The sequence below is a fragment of the Niabella pedocola genome, from assembly GCF_021044425.1.
Lineage (GTDB): Bacteria > Bacteroidota > Bacteroidia > Chitinophagales > Chitinophagaceae > Niabella > Niabella pedocola.
Map to the genome: position 1 here is coordinate 1746301 of NZ_JAJNEC010000005.1, position 16098 is coordinate 1762398.

Consider the following 16098-nt stretch of genomic DNA (forward strand, 5'->3'; position numbering starts at 1 on the left):
AGAGCAACAAAGCCGAAAAAAGCCGCCCGTACAACTACGGAGCGGCCTTACAGATACATGAAGAAAACGTTATTGAATATGCTTCTCGAGCACTGCTTTTATCTTACTGTTCACATCCGCAGCCGTTAGTTTTTGCGCCTTCCATTCATCCGCCATCGCAAAGAGTTTTGTCATCAGTTCCTGGTCACCCACTTTTTCTGTCAGTGTTATACGGTTCTTTGCCTCCAGCAGCTTTTCCCATTCCTGCTCCAGGGCCAGCCAGAAGCCCTTATGCACTTCCCAGTATTTCTCCCCCGCAGCGCAATCGCCCTTATCCAGCTGCTCATAGCCATTCAATCCTCGTTCCTCCACCAGCAACTGATCACTGCCGTTTGAACGGATGATTTTTTTGTTCTCCTGGATATGATCGTATCCTTTATCTGTAATCACCAGGCGGTTGGTGCGGTTTAAAATATTATAGTCGGAACGCTGGGTATACTCCCTCCTGGGCAAGGGCGCATCTGCGGTACTTTCCCAAATCGTATGTCCGTTTACCACCTGCCAGGGCGCACTGCCCTGGTAGCGCGGCGCGTCCGTTACCTCCCAAACAGATTGAGACCATTTGCCTTTTACGCCGGCAGCAGGCAGCGTTACTTTTTCCCAAACCTTATCGCCTTTGTATACCCATTGTACCGGGTTCTCATAGGTCCAGTCCTCACGCCAGTGTTTTACAATGGTGCCACTGCCCATCACCAACAGGTGTTGGATCACCACTTTCTTATCCGTATTGACCAGCGGCAGCGCCAGCTCGGTAACGCCCATGATCTGCTCCCGCTCATGAAATTTATACTCCTTCTCCGGGGCAAAGGTTTCCGCATATTTAAAACTCACTTCAAAACAGCCGCAAAGCCTGTCTATATTTTCTTTCCCTGTTTGTGCCACCAGCACCGTTGTTGTAATAATGGCGCTGAACATAAAAACGATCTTTTTCTTCATGTGTATTTGTATTTTAACGCTAATTAATGAATGCATATTCAATCTGTGGTTTGCCACGGGTACCGCCATCCTGGGGAGCAAAGCTCAGGAACTTCATTTTATACAAATGGCCATCTGCATCTTTAACCACATAGAACCGGCTTTTTCTTACTCCAACGGGCTCGCTCGATCCTCCCAGGGATGAAGTAACACGCCAGTTACTTCCGATCACATCTCTTTTATTCTGGAAACTGTATTTGGCTACGCTGTCGCGGTTAAACTTTGTATAGGCATCGGCAGCAATATCAGCGGAAGCATAGGTTCTTTCAAAAGCCGTTACCCCCGCCAGGTTGTTGATAAAAACAAGATCAGAAAAACTATACGGAATGGTTCCGAACTGATATACGCTCCAACCCCAAACGATATCCCAATTTGCTTTCTCAGGTTCCACCGTTACCACCGTTCCTGATAACAAGGATGCAAACTGAAAATTAAAATCAGCCGCTTTGCTGATATCAAGCGTTTTAAAGGTTGTGGCATTTAAATTCGCATATTGCAAGGTATACCCCGTGCCTTTCCTGAGGATCCTTATTTTGAAGAGCTCAGCTGCCGGCAATATGGCACCGGTGGTACCTCCTTTCCTGTTGATCACATACACTTTGTTATCCGCGTCTGTTGCAGACACTTCCGCAATGGCCGTTTTCGTCAGGATCGACGCCTCCCTTGGATCGTCAATCACCGCAAAGGAACCATTGCCCTGGCCCAGTTTAAGTGTGTCCAGGTTCACATCGGCCTCCGTTACTGCATTCAGATCGGTTTTATTAACCGCCACCGCAGATACACCATTACTGGCGTTCAATATCACTTTAAACGCACCTCCACTGTAAAACCCAAGATCCCAGCTATCCCGCGCTACAGCCTTTTGCTTATCGGCGCTAAAATCCACAAAAACGGAATTAACCGCCGCGGCCTCGCCGCTGCCGCCGTCCAGCTGCATGGAGCTGCCACCGGAAGGCGGTATAATCATCAAGGGGTCTGTATCTTTTTTGCAGGAAGCAACGGCCGTAACGATCAAGGCAAATGTTATTGCTCTTTGAAATAGCATTGTACGATTCATATCGATGATTTTATTATTTATGAAAATGATAATTCAACCCTATAAAGAAAGACCGCCCATAGCTGATGGGTACCGGTCCGCTGCTGCTATGGGCGCCATCGCCGCCGATGGTATTGTTGATATTGCTGATATCAAAAATATTTTTGACGCCGGCCTGTACCGAAAGCAGGCTCCAGAGTTTTTTGGTAACGGAAAAATCGGCCCAATGAAAAGCTGCCATTTTTGTAAGCCGCACACCCTCACTGATATCAGAGCCGTTCTTTAGCTGGTATTGTTTGCGGGCATCGGTAAACTTATATGCCAGCGCCAGCTGCAGCGCCGGTTTGGTGATATTGTAGTAGAGGTTGGCATTTGCCTCAGGCGACCAGTTGAACGCCGGCAATTCCTGATCGTTTTCCTGAAACCGGTTGTAGCGGCCAATATAACTCAGCCCCCAGTCTAGCTGCAGTTGTTTAATGATCAGGTTGTGCTGCAGGAGTATGCCGGTCGTTTTAAATTTGCTTACATTAAAAAGAATGGTGGCGGTATTGTTGTTGGGATCTGTTGCATAATCGATCAGGTCATCAAATACATTGTAAAAAGCACTGAACGAAAACGAAGTCTTCCATCCGGACCTGTTTAAAAATGTATTCCAGGATACATTCAGGCTCTGTGAGGTCTCCGCTTTAAGACCGGGATTGCCATAAATGGTATGATTGGCGTCTACAAAATCAAAATACAGCTCGCGAAGTGCCGGTGCGCGATAGCCCTGCGCATACGAAAACCACAGGTCGGAGGTGGATGAAACTCCCAGTTTTATATGTAATGCCGGCACTACCGGAGGAGCATCATAGATGGAATTTTTGATCACCCTGAAACCCGGCCGGATGTTGATACGGTCTGCGGGCTTATATTCTGCAGAGGCAAAAAAAGCATAATCTGCAATCAAGGGATCGCCCTTGATCCGGTTCCCCGAGGCGTTATCTCTGCTGATCTCAATACCCGGTTGTACTGAAAACTTTTTATTGAATGTGTATACGCCCTGTGTTCTGAAGAATAGTGTATTGAATTTTGCCAGATCCTGCTCGCCGGCACCAGCGGTCAGCGCATCTTCTCCGGTTTCAAAATTATGACTGGAGCTTTTTGTACGCCGCTGATAGTTGGTATAAGACAGGAAGGTAGCCAGGTTAAAGCGATGGCCCAGCGTCCATTGATCCTGCACCTGGTGCATATAGCGGCGCGTTTGGTATAGCTGGTCAAAGGCCTTACGGATACTCAGGTTCAGCGCCCCTTTCTTTGTGATCGTTTCATCCAGCACATCCAGCCGGTAATATATATTGTTCTTTTCCGTGCGGTAGCCTGCCCGTATATGTCCCAGGTATTGTTCTTTGGGCAGCCATGCTTTTTCCCTTCCATAGTCATCACCGCCAAAACCATTGAACTGTATATGACTGATACCACCGCTAAGCGTAAATGGCCGTCTGAATTTATACGATCCATTCACCGATTGCTGGTGCAGGCCCTTATAACCAAACGGATAATACTCTTTTCCGGCAGTTTCTTCCTGTACCCTTGCCTGAACGCTGTATTGCGCCATACCGGCATCCTTTGTAATAATGTTGATCACCCCAGCCAGGGCGTCTGAACCATAGGTAACAGACATCGGCCCCTCCACGATCTCGATCCGCTCAATCGTTTGTACATCAATCTGGGAGAGGCTTTCACGTGTATCATTACGGTCCATCACCGGTACGCCATCCAGCAAGATCTTTATAGAACGGCCGCTCATGCCCATCAGTTGTATATCGGTTACGCCCAACGTATTGTCATTACTTAAACGCACACCCAGCTGTGTGTTCAGTACCTGCAGGATGTTAACAGCACCGCGCGCCTGTATCTGCGCGGCGGAGATCACCCGGACGTTGTATAACGATCTCCGGAGTGATTGAGGTGTGTATTGCCCTGTAGTGATCACCACCTCATCCAGTGCATGTGCAACAGTATCGGAGATCATCGTTTGCCCGTCTCCGTTAAAAGCCGCAAATAGTAAACAGATAACCAGGTGATATTTTTTAAACCGCTTCATTTGTTGTATCAATAACGCAGCAAATGTCTTGCAATGCGCATACAAGGGTTTTCGCATTCGGGAAAAGAAATTGCGAGATCAGGAAATTCATGGCAACAAAAAAGCCGCACCGATAGAGATCCGTGCGGCCACTTGATTGCTTATTATGAGAAGGTTTCCGGAGTTGCTTGTTTACTCCGGACCGGTGTTATAGGCTACAACATTTATCCTTTAACAAAGAAGCAAAGTTGTTGCCTAAAACAGGAATTGGTTTTCAAAATCGGGAAAATAAATTTCGAGATCGGGAAATTCTGAAGGCCTGTACCCATAACCACAGAAATGCCGAAACGCAGGCGTCTTCGGCTCCTCAATGGCAAAAGAAACCCAAACCATACCGATACAGGAGTCCCTGAACAGTTCATGCTCCGCCGGCGGCCGGTGGTTTGCCATACGACATCATCACAATGCTCCTCATCCGGAAACAGATCAGGCATAACCACACCAGGAATAGTAAAAATGTGATCTTTTGTATCAGGGGAAGCAGGTAGATCAGTGAGGGCGTATAGTAGCACAGGTTATTGAGAAGTACCAGAAAAACATTGAAGATGCCCAAACGAAAAAGGCCATGCCATTTCAAACGGAGCAACCCGGCAAATGTGAAAGCCATTGCAATAAAACCCAGCGCACCGGAAAGGGTCACCAATACATCATGTTCAGCAGTTGAAAGGAACATACCCAGCACCATTGCCACCGCACCACAGCCTGTAATTACTGCACGGGTTGCCTTTGAAAACCCAGTGTAATAAAAAAATGACCACCAGAAAATACAAAATGTGCTCCCCAACACCACCATGCCCGCCCGGGCCCACCATTTGGCAGGATTCCGCTGCCCGTTTATCCCCTGATCGTTTAAAAGATTGCACCAGTAATTATGCAGCCAGCTAAAGCCGGGGGCTTTGTTGTCGGCCTGGGAGCCGCCCGGATAAAGGAAGGTGGAAATGATGTACAGTAATACAAACAGGCACACGCCCGCTACCGGCAGCAGACAGATTGTTTTACTTCTGTAAAGGTCTTTTTTTGACTGCAACAGTTATTTTTCATAAAGTTAAACGGCATTAGCGATATTTAAAAAGTCTTGTTGGGCGGCATCTGTGTTTTTGGCTATAAATACCAACGTCCTGTTGCGAAACCGGGTACTCCCACGTTTTATCTTTAAAACAAGTCATATGAAGCCGATCGTTCTGCTATTACTGCCCCTTATATTTGTTGCCGCCTGCAACAGGAAAACGTCCGTTCCCACTGACGACGGTATGCAAAAGGACCTGGTCATCAGCGAACAGCAATACCAGGCTACCATTACCAATAACTACAACATTTCAAAGGTGAACATCCTGGGGGATTCTCTCTTTATTACGTTTGGCGCCAGCGGTTGCAGTGGCAGCAGCTGGGAAACCAGTATTATTGATGCGGACCGCGTTGCGGAGTCCAACCCGGTACAACGTTACCTGAAGTTGCGCCTTGTTAATAATGAATTATGTGCTGCGGCGTTTTCAAGGAAGATAGCTGTAAACATCCGGCCACTGCGGGTTACCGGCGCCGATAAGGTGTCCTTTAATCTGAATGGATGGTCTCAGCCGTTGCTTTACCAGTATTAATTGTAATACAGGATCCCATTTTATTATTTAGATAGGCATAAAAGACCTTACTCAGTGTCCAGCTTTTTTTCAAAGGCCTTGCGGGCAGCGCCCCGGAAATACACTTCCCCGCAATAGATGTATCCCAGTTTTTCAAATACCCGCAGCATACCGGCATTATCAAAATTGGTATCGGCCTTAATGCTGAAAACGCCCTGCTGCCGGCACACTGTTTCTACCGCGGTCATGATCTGCGTACCCAATCCCTTTACCGCCTTTTGTCCGGTAGCCGTTGCCAACCGGTGGATCACGGCGTAGCGGCGATTGGTAAGCCATTTCCCCTCCAGCGCTTCATACGCCGGTTCTCCATCAAAGATCAGCGCCGTGTAACCGATCACCGCACCGGCTTCATCGGTACAAACATATCCATATCCTTTCTCAATATCTGCGGCCACTACATTGGGGTTGGGATACCCATCCTGCCATTGATTGCTGCCTTCCTGCTTTCTTTTTTCAATTGCCTGCTCTAATAGCTGCCAGATGCCGCCGGCATCCGAAGTGGTGGCCCTACGTAGTTCCAGGTCATTTTGCTGTGGTATCATATGCATTCTTAAACTGCAATACTCGTAAAAAAAATAATGTTATACAACACGGTTCTGATACGCCGGAGATACCGGAGCACAGATGAATGGTAATATTTAATCTGCATACTAATCCCACCAGCAATACAATCGCCGGTTTTGCTTTAGTTCCCGCGCCAGCTCCTCTACAGATCCTGCCCCCTGGTCAACGGTGTCCGGGCAAATGGCATATACCTCCTTTGCCAGTTGATTCCAGTCAGCCGGCGGACGGTGAATGATAAATTCACAGTAATCGCCGGAAGCCCCGATCAGTTCCAGCTGGTATTTTTTATCCAGGTCTTTAATCATCGTTATTAAGCTGTCGTTTGTAATCTCATAATTAATACCATCCGTTGCCATGTATTTAAGGATGCGGTATGGATCTGTTTCCTTAATAATCCCTACACTGTGTTTCCAGTTACCGCTTTCACCTATCAGCTCCACTTTAAAGATCGTATAGCCTTTGTTACGCATACTGTCCTTTAATTTATAGATTAGTTCGTAGGCATTATCTTCCGTTTCACTAAAAATAATGCCCGGCAGGCGGATGGGATCCAGCTCCGTTACGGTATCGCCGGAATGCATCTTCCCCAGCGAATAATGAAAAGCTTCTACAGGAGCCCGGCTGTATTGCCGCAACTCCTGTACAATGGCCGGGTTCAGGTGTAAACTGTCACATATAGCCTGCTCGGATTGGGTAAGCATATAACCGCCTTTATGCGTAGATTCGGTGCAACTGTATAACATGATCAGCATTATAGCCCCAATCATCCATCCGTTTTGCTTCATAGATGCTTTTAAGCAGAAAGATACGCAGATCGGGGAAAAATTTCAACACCGTTATGCAACGGCCGACTGACCGCATTCCACCGCACATTCATTGCAGACTTCAGCACAGGCCCGGCAATGGTCATGCGCATGTTTGCTACATTCATCCGCACAAAGTTTACACACTTCTGCACAAAGCAATAAAGCGTTCTGCTCGCCAATACCCAATTCCAGCAATTGTGCCGTGGTCCGGCAAACGGAGGCACAGGCCATATCTGTCCGGATACAATCGGCCAAGTGCCCTACTTCTTCTTCCTGCAAACAGGCGGCTGCACAATGATCGCAAACCGCGGCACAGCGATTCAGCAATTCCGACAGGTGATTTCCAGTTGTTTCCATGATACATGTGTTTTATTAAAAAATCAGGTCTTTTGTAAAAGGGCACAAACAATATGCCTGTTTAACAATCGCCTTCCGGAAAGTAGTATACGAAGTCGGGAAAGGATTAAAAATATCGCATAAAAAAACGCCCCCTCAGGCGGTGATAAGTAATTAACAAGGTTCTATGATAACAATTGGCGATTAAATACGTGGTCCCAAACCGCCCCGGCATTGGCGTTCAACAGCAATGCCATACCCACAAAAGTCATGAATACGGTGTAAAGGGTGTGCGTCCATTTTTTATCTTCCGGCATTTTTGCGAAAAAAAAGAAACGGCGCCCACCGGCAACGAATATGCATGAAACGGTTTGGCTCAGGGCAGATCAATAATCCGGATCATCAGTGTATTGGTCAGCACACCCTTACCAAACTTATCCCAGAATTGTACCTGTACTTTATATGTCTGTTCCCAATCCATGGGTTTGCCGGTGTTAACGGTACAGCGCAGGTAATCCAGCTGGCGGGCATCAAAAATATCCGCGCCGGCAAACAGGTCCTGTTCAGCCATCAATACGTTTCCTTTAGGATCGGTTATGGTAAGTGCGCATCCCACAGAAACTTTACCATTCTTTGCTACCAATCCTTTTACACCGGTATTGATGATCTCAAAGGATTCGCCCAGGGGAATATCACGATGCCCCAATACTTCCTTATTCATAACCACACGGCTTTTGGCGGTGGTTATACCCCTCCATTGAGTTACCAGCCCGGTGCCGGATTGCCGTTGCGTGCCTGTAGGCTGCGCCTGGCAGCTGTATAAAAATCCCGCCAGCAACAAAACCACCAATGCGGTTTGTACCCAGGTACGGCGGTTTTTTTGTACCCGGCTTTTCATAAACAACCTCGTCCAGCGCAGGAATGGTACGCCTGCCAGGGCCGGCAGGGTGGTAAGCAGCCAGCCGGTACCGATGTAATTACTCAAAATGCGCAGATCTTCCAGCGGACTAAAATCCATTCCGTAAAATACCAGGCGCAGGCCTACATACACAGGCAGGGAAAATACCAGGCTTCGTAAAAACGTTGCCTTTAAAAATCGTTGCAGGGGTCTCTTCAGCAGCGGGTTCATCTTATTTATTCTTTTGTTTGATCGTACAAAACTCAGTTCCCGGTCGGCTTTTAACAAATCTATTGCGATGAAGTGCAGGAACCGTGTATTGAAGCGTGTAAAAACAGAAGCAGAAAGTGCGTATGGTTTTCTTTTGGAAGCCGGGGCAACCAGCTACAGGCCGTTATGTTGCTGCAATCGTATACCGTACCAGTGAACGTCTTTTAAATATTGCAGTTATCGATCCGGCCACCGCAGAGGGAACCGGTTTAAGGGTTCATTTTTGTACTATTACGGAAAGGGGTCCGTCTATGATCCTGAACATACGAAACCGCAATTATAAAATTATTCACGGTTATTTTCCGGCTAATACAAAAACGCTTACATCGGCCTCCCTGTTGTCAAGGGTTACAGTAGTGCTCCATTGCACGGTCGTATAAGGGAGTAAGGTTGTAATGAAGGATTTTGCCACCAGCCGCTGGGGCGTGCTGATGATCACGGTAACGGCATGTTGCAGGAAGTGGTCGATTACGTTTTTTAGCTCCGCAAATACGTCCGGCGCATAGTTTACATCACTCAGCAACACCACATCGGGCAATGGCTGTGTAACGGCATCCTTCCAGTCCAGTGCTTCGGCGGTTATATTGTTCAGCAGTAAGTGTTCCGCCGATCTTTTTACGTAATCGCTGGCAAGGGCTTCCTTATCGCTGATGGTTACCTGCCGGGCCTGGGATGCTGCATATAAACCCGGCAGGCCCAATCCCGCAGCCAGTTCCAGCACCTGTTGATCCGTTATATATTGCGGATGCTGTTGTAAGAACATACACAAACCAACGGCAGCCGGCCATACCTGTGCCCAATAGGCCGCGTTTTTATGGTGCACGTATGCCTGTTGTACAAAATCCGATGGAGGCATACAGATTTCAAGGCGGCGATCGCCTATGAGAAACGCCTTTGATATAAACGGAGCAGCCATATACCGGCAAAGAAAAGAATTTATTCAACATATCCGCTTAGCAAACGGAATGCCCACAGGTGTTGTGGCGCTGAAGTGAGTGACACAACGAAGCTGCCATCTGCACAAGCGAAGGGAAAATAAAAAAGCTCACCCGTTCTTTAAACCGGCCAGTTTTACCAGCAGCGGAATCAGACCGAATGATACCGCTACAAAAACACCAACGCGGATATAGTTGCGTGTTCGCCATTGCCGCGTCCGGTTTATTAAATCGATGCTGAAGGATTTACCATTTGCAATGGCCTGAAACTCTATAATATTGGGTGCAAAATAAGCCAGGGTCCATACCCGCAATGCAACATGTATGGCAAACAGCACCAGGAGGCTATTCCTTACAGGATCTATTTTCCAGCAAAAAACCATGGCCAGGACAAATGTTATTTCATGGATCGAATGCGCAACGATCCAGAAGGTTTTAAGATCTGCCCCATAGGGTGCTTTAAAGTACTGAAACGAAAGCGGCGGGGCAGCCGTCCATTTGGGAACCAGTACCGCCGTTTCGAACAGTTGCGCCCCGTTCAGTAAAAAATAAGCCAGGATGGTTACCAATAACCAGCCCTCGGCCCTTGATAAATATTCCATGTTAACGTTACTCATTATACTCGTTTTAAAAATATTGCGATGGTTTATTTGGATGCTTTATTAAGCTCATTGGTGAATGTTTGCATGATGTCGATTGATGCGCGGAGATAACCGGCAATCAGCTGTACTTCCTTCTTGTTATAAGTTGAAATCAGTTTTTCTACTTCTGCTTTCAGCCGGTGGTTAGACAGCTCAAACAGTTTACCGGCCTTTGTTTTATTGGCTACGATCAGCACCTTTCGCCGGTCGGTTTTATCCAGCTCGCGACTTACCAGCTTCTGCTGCTCCAACCGGTCGATCATGGCGGTTACCGCTCCGGTGGTAAGACCAGTAAGGTTAGATAGTGCTCCTGCTGTAAGCGGCCCCTGCCGCAGAATGAGACTAAGGTATTTATGATCCACACCCGTGAGTCCGGCGCTCCGGGCGATGGCCTCATGCATGCGTATGGTTACATCGGAGATCTCCCTTCCCAGGTCGCTTAAATTTTCAGTTGTTGATGCCCGCATATATCTTAATGATTAATTATCTTGATTATAAAGATAAATAGAAGATTCCGGGTTAGGAAATTTTTATCCTTTAAACCGGTAGCATCCCCAAAAAAGCCGGTGAACGGCATAGCCGGGCCATTTCCTTCCAGAGATCTATTTTCCGTATACAGAAGAAAAGTGCCGCAAGCTGCCCACATCCTGGCGTGAATGCCCCCGGTACGGGAACAGCATGCAGGCTACCTTTACCGGATCAACAATAAGCAATTATGAACCGTACACACAATCCTGTAGCAGGTCTTGAACTGGCGCAGATCGGCTGGGTGGTTCCCGACATTGGGGCCGCCGTTACAATGTTGACCAATCCCCTGGGTGTTGCCGGTTTTCCTCCTGTTCAACAGGTTCGGGCCCAGGATCTGGGAATGACCTATTATGACCGGGTGGTACCCGGGGAATGGCTCACTACACAAACCTATAACGGTGGTATTTTTGTTGAACTGGTGCAGCCGCTTTCTGGTCAAAGCATGTTTCATGACTATCTGTCCCGGTGTCCTGCGGGCGGCATCCAGCACCTGGCGTACCGGTTGCCGGTTGAGGGCTTTGAGCGGGTTACCGGTGCGTTGCGAAAACAGGGTCAAACGATGATCAGCGCAGTAGATCACCCCATTGCACGGATGGCCTTCTTTGACACGTACCAAATACTGGGCGTGGTTACCGAGATCATGGGCATAACACCGGAAGGATGGAAAGCCGTTGAGCAAATGAAAGGCGCATAGGCTCCTCCTCCTGGTTAAAATCATCTGCCATTGATGCCTGCAATACGGGATCCCGTAAACTTCGGGATCATTACCGTACAATCTTTGTAATATGTATTACAAGGACTACATCGACCAGATACTACAGAATTATGAGCAAAAAAAAGCGGCGGGCAACTTGTCGTTAAACCTTAGCGCCCCTACTCCTGCTCAACTAAGAGATGAATGCCTGATCGTATGTATGGAAAGATTGGAGCAGAAAGATGCGCAGACCTTGCGGACATTTTTCGGGAAGACCATTGATCAAAAAACATGTCGGCATACGATTGAACATTTTGACATTAATAGGTTCAGGCCGCTGATTAATTTTTTAGAAACCCCAACCATTGATACCAACCATAAAAATGTTGAGCTGTTAGCCTGGCTGATCAATTTTGAACCCAGGCCGTTGGACCGGTGGGAAAAAAAAGAAGCCAACAAACCGGATAAAGCGGCGATCCCAGACTCCTCTCCGGAAGAAACGGATAACGAAGCCCCCGGCGGTCCGGGGCAAACAAAGGCGGCAGCCACGGCGCCTCCGGAAGATACGGCTCAAGCTGATCCATCGGGGTCTGAAGCAGCATCCATGGCAACGCCCCTGGCAGCGAAAGACAATTCCGGGGTGCTTTCAACGGCCCTGCAGGCTCCCGGCAAACCCCGGTTCCATTTTAAAACCATTACCATCCCATTGGCCGCAGTAGCAATGGCATCAGCCAGTCTGCCGGTTTACAACTATATAAAAGAGGCATTTTCAAATGCAGATGCCTGTATGTACTGGACCGGCGATCACTACCAGTCTGTACCCTGCAATCAAAAAATATACGGGTCCCTTATTATTCCACTGGATACGGAAAAACTGTTCCATTTTAAAAAAATAACCCGGCCTGATACCATTACGGAAGCCGGTATTAACCGGATATCTTATATACGGCTCAACGGTGGCATTGAGTATTATACAAGAAAGGGTGATCATCCTGTGTTTACAGAAAAATCGCTGAGACCATTAACCGAGCATATGTATGAAACACATATACGCCCGCTGAAACAATAGGAGCTATTAACCGCACCTGTTTTTTATTGATGCATGGCTGCTGCCGGCTCAACTTCCGGTATTCGTTTATGTTTGCATGGCACATAACACGCCTATTTATATGATTCATTGGTATACCGCTTTGCTTTTATTATTTATAACAGGATGCAATGGCCTGTCTGGAAACCCCTATCACCAAGCAACACCGGAGACCGGACATGACTATAAGGTTACCGGTGTAAAAGATGGCGATACCTTTGTATTACTAATGGATGGCAGGGAGCAGGTAGTACGGTTTGCACATATCGACTGCCCGGAAAAGAAGCAGCCCTTTGGAAACCGCGCCAAACAATTTGTTTCCGACCGTTGCTTTGGTAAATATGTGTTCCTCCTGCATCATTACAAATACGACCGGAATAAACGGCTGATTGCAGAAGTGATCCTTCAGGACGGAAGCAATCTTAACAAAGAACTGGTGCGTAACGGGCTGGCCTGGCACTTTAAAAAATACTCCGATGATGCCGCATATGCCGCACTGGAAGCGGCAGCCCGGCAACACCGGAAAGGGCTTTGGGCAGATGCAACACCTGTTGCTCCCTGGGAATGGCGGCATCGTTAAAAGCGAGCCGTGGTAAAAATGGCCTGCGCAATGCATTCCATTTTTTCACAGGATACTTCCATTCAAAAATAAATCGTCCGTTTACGGTTTCCCGTAATTGACGCCGGTATGGCATCCTACCTTAGCGGCAGAAGGGATGCGTAACATAACAGACGTTCCCTTATTTTTTATCTTTCTTATCTATAAAATAACTGCCATAAAAATGGAGAACGATTTAAAACTAAAGCTGGAGCAGCTACATCAACGGGTGGATGCATTAAAGGAACAGATCAATACGGAAGAAGCTACAAAAAATGCCTTCGTGATGCCCTTCATCCAGGCCATTGGTTACGACATTTTCAATCCGACGGAAGTTATCCCGGAGTGCATTTGCGATATCGGAACCAAGAAGGGCGAAAAGATTGACTATGTGATTAAAAAAGATGGAGAACCGGTGCTGATCATCGAATGCAAACATTGGAAAGAGCAGGCGGATGCGCACAACTCCCAGCTGCACCGGTATTTTCATGTATCCAAATCGCGGTTTGGAGTACTTACCAATGGATTGGTTTATAACTTCTATGCAGACCTGGAGCGTCCGAACATTATGGATGACAAACCCTTTTTTACCCTGGAGCTGGCCAACCTGAAAGATTCCAGCATCAAGCTGCTCGAAAAATTCACCAAACAGGGTTACGATTTTACGGGTATCCTGGATTCTGCAGAGGATCTAAAGTATATAAAGGCCATCCGTAACGAGTTTGAAAAAGAGCTCCAGGAGCCATCGGATGAACTGGTGAAGCTCCTGGTGAACCGCTTTTTTGAAAAACCCCTCACCGCATCCCGGCTGGCCAGTTTTAAGGAGTACGCCCGGCGGGCCCTTTCCAATGCCATCAATGAGTCCATCAATTCGCGGCTGAAGAGCGCCTTAAACATCAACGAAAAAAATCCTTCAAAATCGGAGCCCCCTGAAGTGACCTCCGTTGATGGCAATATGGAATCGCCGAAATTTATTACCACTGAAGAGGAAGCAGAAGGCGCACAGATCATCAAAGCTATTTTAAGGGAAGTAGTGCCTGCCAGCAGCATTGCCTTCAGGGATACCCAATCCTATTTTGGTATTTTACTGGACGACAACAACCGGAAACCGTTGGCCCGGCTGCATTTTAATTTTACCAAAAAATACCTGGAACTGTTTCATAACGGCAAAGACAGCGGGGAGAAAAAGTTATTAAACTCGCTGGATGAGATCTACCAGTACCGGAGCGAGCTTTTGACCACTGTTGCCAATTACCGGCAGAAAGGCGGGCCAGAGGAACTTTCCAATGAAAAAGAAAATAGCGCATAAAGAAAAAAAATGCTTCCCTGAACCGGAAAGCAAAAACAACGCTTCAAACAACACGATAACCGGTGTTGACCGGTAGAAAGGCAGGCGTTGAAACAGCTTGCCTTTCTGATATTTTCAGGAGGTAATGCCGTTATAAGCGTTTTTACGGCAGTAACCACCCCTTTGCTCCCGGTTTAGAAGCATTTAATTTATTTTTTACCTGACCTGTAGTATATAGCCGGCATTACAACGCGGCTATTCTTTTACCGGACATTTCGCAGGCATGGCACCTGCTCTTATGCTGCCGTTACATTTACGGCAACCATGCCCTTTGGTCCCTTTTGAACCTCAAAAGCAACTTTTAATTGCTCTTTCAGTTGTACGGATGTGGAGTTTACATGTACAAAAATGCTTTCTCCTGTTGTACTGTCTTTTATAAATCCGTATCCCTTATTGCTGTCGTAAAACGTAACTACCCCTTTGCGGGTGTCGTCAATAGCATTCAGCTCCCGGCTATTGGCTACCACTGGTGGTATGTTGTCGATCTTTACGGCTTTTCGTTCCGGCGGCGGCGTGGCCGACAGATTGCCGTATTCATCTACATAAGCCAGCATATCATCCAGACCCTTGGCCTTTCCGGCATGCTCCTTACGTTCCTGTTTCCGTTCTTCTTTCTGCTTTTTAGCATTTCGCTTTTTTTGTTCCCTTTCTCTTTTGTTCCAGGTTTCTCCCATTCGATTGTTTTAAATGAATAAATGATGTTAACGTTATGATAGAATATTATTTTGCTGCAGCGCTCAGACGGGTGAATCCCGATCCGCTGAATAAGCGGGACAGGTTTACATCCCCGGTGCGCTCCCATAGTTGTACGTTTTTTGAACTCACAACGCGCCAGAAATTTTTCGCTTTTAATTCGTCATAGTCGCGCGAGTTGATAAAAATGCCGGTTACGGTAGAGCGGTCTTTAAAGTGAATATTTACTGCCCCGGTATTTTTTGTAGCCGAGGTCAAAAATTTTTCTATTGCATTTACATCCATAAAATTTTCTTTTTAGTGTTTTTTACTACAGAACCGGCATTCCATTTTTACCACCGGTTAGAATAGGTGCTCTTTTCTTCTTTCGGGCGGGCTTCCATTACCTTAATGGAACGTCCGTCCTGCATGGTACCATTTAAATCTTTAATGGCTTTTGTAGCGGCAGCTTCATCCGGCATTTCTACAAAGCCAAAGCCTCTGCTCTGTTTAGTAAATTTATCGGTGATTACACGGGCGGATTCTACAGATCCGTAGGTTGCAAATAATTCAGTAAGGTCTTCAGTACTGAAACTGTACCCAAGATTGGACACAAAAATGTTCATTGTTTTAATTTTAATACGGTGATAAAAGATTCGAGAAAAGGCAAAATATATAAAGCGGTAAAGCCAAAAAGCAAGTGCTTATAATAGAGCAGTGACTCAAATTAACCGTGCAAAGATACGGATAAAGGCCCATATAGCCTCTTTTGTTTCATTTCCGGCCTTAACACGATTACGCACAGCCTGTTAGCATACCATTTATAAACAATGGACACCATTAACAAAAATGCAACATACCTGCAAAGCAGATGATTATCCTTCATAAATAATTTTTATGGAACTATGAAAT

At 46.8% G+C, this 16098-nt stretch carries 19 protein-coding genes; 5 read left to right on the plus strand and 14 right to left on the minus strand.

Features of this window, described 5'->3' with window-relative positions; all coding sequences use genetic code 11:
- Positions 1 to 69 precede the first annotated feature (69 nt).
- The 4 genes from LQ567_RS14845 to LQ567_RS14860 all read right to left on the minus strand — a co-directional run bounded on the left by LQ567_RS14845 (position 70) and on the right by LQ567_RS14860 (position 5202).
- Positions 70 to 975: a DUF6607 family protein gene (locus tag LQ567_RS14845; RefSeq protein WP_231005309.1), complete on the minus strand. Its 906-nt coding sequence runs from the start codon at positions 973 to 975 to the stop codon at positions 70 to 72.
- 19 nt (positions 976 to 994) lie between these two features.
- Positions 995 to 2071, minus strand: a complete 1077-nt coding sequence (locus tag LQ567_RS14850; RefSeq protein WP_231005310.1) for an HmuY family protein — start codon at positions 2069 to 2071, stop codon at positions 995 to 997.
- A 13-nt stretch (positions 2072 to 2084) separates the two neighbouring features.
- Entirely contained in the window at positions 2085 to 4136 is a 2052-nt protein-coding gene (locus tag LQ567_RS14855; RefSeq protein WP_231005311.1) for a TonB-dependent receptor plug domain-containing protein, read from the minus strand.
- A gap of 397 nt (positions 4137 to 4533) precedes the next feature.
- On the minus strand, positions 4534 to 5202 hold the full coding sequence (locus tag LQ567_RS14860; protein WP_231005312.1) for a hypothetical protein: 669 nt from the start codon (positions 5200 to 5202) through the stop codon (positions 4534 to 4536).
- Positions 5203 to 5341: 139 nt separating this feature from the next.
- Here LQ567_RS14860 and LQ567_RS14865 point away from each other — a divergent pair, with 139 nt between their 5' ends.
- The gene (locus LQ567_RS14865; protein WP_231005313.1) at positions 5342 to 5770 is read left to right on the plus strand and encodes a hypothetical protein; all 429 of its coding nucleotides are present in this window, start codon (positions 5342 to 5344) and stop codon (positions 5768 to 5770) included.
- 47 nt (positions 5771 to 5817) lie between these two features.
- Here the strand turns inward: LQ567_RS14865 and LQ567_RS14870 are convergent, their stop codons facing one another.
- The 7 genes from LQ567_RS14870 to LQ567_RS14900 form a co-directional block, all read right to left on the minus strand.
- Positions 5818 to 6351, minus strand: a complete 534-nt coding sequence (locus LQ567_RS14870; RefSeq protein WP_231005314.1) for a GNAT family N-acetyltransferase — start codon at positions 6349 to 6351, stop codon at positions 5818 to 5820.
- Between the two features lie 108 nt (positions 6352 to 6459).
- Positions 6460 to 7158, minus strand: coding sequence for a DUF4253 domain-containing protein (locus LQ567_RS14875; protein WP_231005315.1), 699 nt, complete (start codon positions 7156 to 7158; stop codon positions 6460 to 6462).
- Positions 7159 to 7209: 51 nt separating this feature from the next.
- Positions 7210 to 7536 (minus strand): four-helix bundle copper-binding protein, encoded by a 327-nt coding sequence (locus LQ567_RS14880; RefSeq protein WP_231005316.1) that lies wholly within the window; start codon positions 7534 to 7536, stop codon positions 7210 to 7212.
- Positions 7537 to 7891: 355 nt separating this feature from the next.
- Complete coding sequence (locus tag LQ567_RS14885; RefSeq protein ID WP_231005317.1) at positions 7892 to 8644, minus strand: hypothetical protein; 753 nt, start codon at positions 8642 to 8644, stop codon at positions 7892 to 7894.
- A 334-nt stretch (positions 8645 to 8978) separates the two neighbouring features.
- Positions 8979 to 9506 (minus strand): class I SAM-dependent methyltransferase, encoded by a 528-nt coding sequence (locus tag LQ567_RS14890; RefSeq protein ID WP_231005318.1) that lies wholly within the window; start codon positions 9504 to 9506, stop codon positions 8979 to 8981.
- A gap of 222 nt (positions 9507 to 9728) precedes the next feature.
- Complete coding sequence (locus LQ567_RS14895; protein ID WP_231005319.1) at positions 9729 to 10235, minus strand: transposase; 507 nt, start codon at positions 10233 to 10235, stop codon at positions 9729 to 9731.
- Between the two features lie 29 nt (positions 10236 to 10264).
- Positions 10265 to 10726: a MarR family winged helix-turn-helix transcriptional regulator gene (locus tag LQ567_RS14900; protein ID WP_231005320.1), complete on the minus strand. Its 462-nt coding sequence runs from the start codon at positions 10724 to 10726 to the stop codon at positions 10265 to 10267.
- A gap of 248 nt (positions 10727 to 10974) precedes the next feature.
- Here LQ567_RS14900 and LQ567_RS14905 point away from each other — a divergent pair, with 248 nt between their 5' ends.
- The 4 genes from LQ567_RS14905 to LQ567_RS14920 all read left to right on the plus strand — a co-directional run bounded on the left by LQ567_RS14905 (position 10975) and on the right by LQ567_RS14920 (position 14475).
- Entirely contained in the window at positions 10975 to 11481 is a 507-nt protein-coding gene (locus LQ567_RS14905; protein ID WP_231005321.1) for a VOC family protein, read from the plus strand.
- A 91-nt stretch (positions 11482 to 11572) separates the two neighbouring features.
- Positions 11573 to 12550, plus strand: a complete 978-nt coding sequence (locus LQ567_RS14910; RefSeq protein WP_231005322.1) for a hypothetical protein — start codon at positions 11573 to 11575, stop codon at positions 12548 to 12550.
- A gap of 100 nt (positions 12551 to 12650) precedes the next feature.
- Positions 12651 to 13148: a thermonuclease family protein gene (locus tag LQ567_RS14915; RefSeq protein ID WP_231005323.1), complete on the plus strand. Its 498-nt coding sequence runs from the start codon at positions 12651 to 12653 to the stop codon at positions 13146 to 13148.
- 202 nt (positions 13149 to 13350) lie between these two features.
- Positions 13351 to 14475 carry a type I restriction endonuclease gene (locus LQ567_RS14920; RefSeq protein ID WP_231005324.1) on the plus strand — a complete coding sequence of 375 codons (1125 nt, stop codon included), beginning with the start codon at positions 13351 to 13353 and terminating at the stop codon, positions 14473 to 14475.
- 275 nt (positions 14476 to 14750) lie between these two features.
- Here LQ567_RS14920 and LQ567_RS14925 read toward each other — a convergent pair whose 3' ends face one another.
- The 3 genes from LQ567_RS14925 to LQ567_RS14935 are packed head-to-tail and all read right to left on the minus strand — an operon-like array spanning position 14751 to position 15812.
- Complete coding sequence (locus LQ567_RS14925) at positions 14751 to 15188, minus strand: cold shock domain-containing protein (RefSeq protein ID WP_231005325.1); 438 nt, start codon at positions 15186 to 15188, stop codon at positions 14751 to 14753.
- Positions 15189 to 15234: 46 nt separating this feature from the next.
- Complete coding sequence (locus LQ567_RS14930; protein ID WP_231005326.1) at positions 15235 to 15492, minus strand: short-chain dehydrogenase; 258 nt, start codon at positions 15490 to 15492, stop codon at positions 15235 to 15237.
- Between the two features lie 47 nt (positions 15493 to 15539).
- Positions 15540 to 15812, minus strand: a complete 273-nt coding sequence (locus LQ567_RS14935; protein WP_231005327.1) for an RNA recognition motif domain-containing protein — start codon at positions 15810 to 15812, stop codon at positions 15540 to 15542.
- Positions 15813 to 16098 lie beyond the last annotated feature (286 nt).

Bases quoted from the DNA above. Each gene is read 5' to 3' on its own strand.
- LQ567_RS14905 (WP_231005321.1), top strand. From the start codon at position 10,975: ATGAACCGTACACACAATCCTGTAGCAGGTCTTGAACTGGCGCAGATC.
- LQ567_RS14885 (WP_231005317.1), bottom strand. From the start codon at position 8,644: ATGAACCCGCTGCTGAAGAGACCCCTGCAACGATTTTTAAAGGCAACG.
- LQ567_RS14855 (WP_231005311.1), bottom strand. From the start codon at position 4,136: ATGAAGCGGTTTAAAAAATATCACCTGGTTATCTGTTTACTATTTGCG.
- LQ567_RS14910 (WP_231005322.1), top strand. From the start codon at position 11,573: ATGTATTACAAGGACTACATCGACCAGATACTACAGAATTATGAGCAA.
- LQ567_RS14915 (WP_231005323.1), top strand. From the start codon at position 12,651: ATGATTCATTGGTATACCGCTTTGCTTTTATTATTTATAACAGGATGC.
- LQ567_RS14875 (WP_231005315.1), bottom strand. From the start codon at position 7,158: ATGAAGCAAAACGGATGGATGATTGGGGCTATAATGCTGATCATGTTA.
- LQ567_RS14895 (WP_231005319.1), bottom strand. From the start codon at position 10,235: ATGAGTAACGTTAACATGGAATATTTATCAAGGGCCGAGGGCTGGTTA.
- LQ567_RS14900 (WP_231005320.1), bottom strand. From the start codon at position 10,726: ATGCGGGCATCAACAACTGAAAATTTAAGCGACCTGGGAAGGGAGATC.
- LQ567_RS14870 (WP_231005314.1), bottom strand. From the start codon at position 6,351: ATGATACCACAGCAAAATGACCTGGAACTACGTAGGGCCACCACTTCG.
- LQ567_RS14930 (WP_231005326.1), bottom strand. From the start codon at position 15,492: ATGGATGTAAATGCAATAGAAAAATTTTTGACCTCGGCTACAAAAAAT.
- LQ567_RS14845 (WP_231005309.1), bottom strand. From the start codon at position 975: ATGAAGAAAAAGATCGTTTTTATGTTCAGCGCCATTATTACAACAACG.
- LQ567_RS14920 (WP_231005324.1), top strand. From the start codon at position 13,351: ATGGAGAACGATTTAAAACTAAAGCTGGAGCAGCTACATCAACGGGTG.
- LQ567_RS14850 (WP_231005310.1), bottom strand. From the start codon at position 2,071: ATGAATCGTACAATGCTATTTCAAAGAGCAATAACATTTGCCTTGATC.
- LQ567_RS14865 (WP_231005313.1), top strand. From the start codon at position 5,342: ATGAAGCCGATCGTTCTGCTATTACTGCCCCTTATATTTGTTGCCGCC.
- LQ567_RS14935 (WP_231005327.1), bottom strand. From the start codon at position 15,812: ATGAACATTTTTGTGTCCAATCTTGGGTACAGTTTCAGTACTGAAGAC.
- LQ567_RS14925 (WP_231005325.1), bottom strand. From the start codon at position 15,188: ATGGGAGAAACCTGGAACAAAAGAGAAAGGGAACAAAAAAAGCGAAAT.
- LQ567_RS14880 (WP_231005316.1), bottom strand. From the start codon at position 7,536: ATGGAAACAACTGGAAATCACCTGTCGGAATTGCTGAATCGCTGTGCC.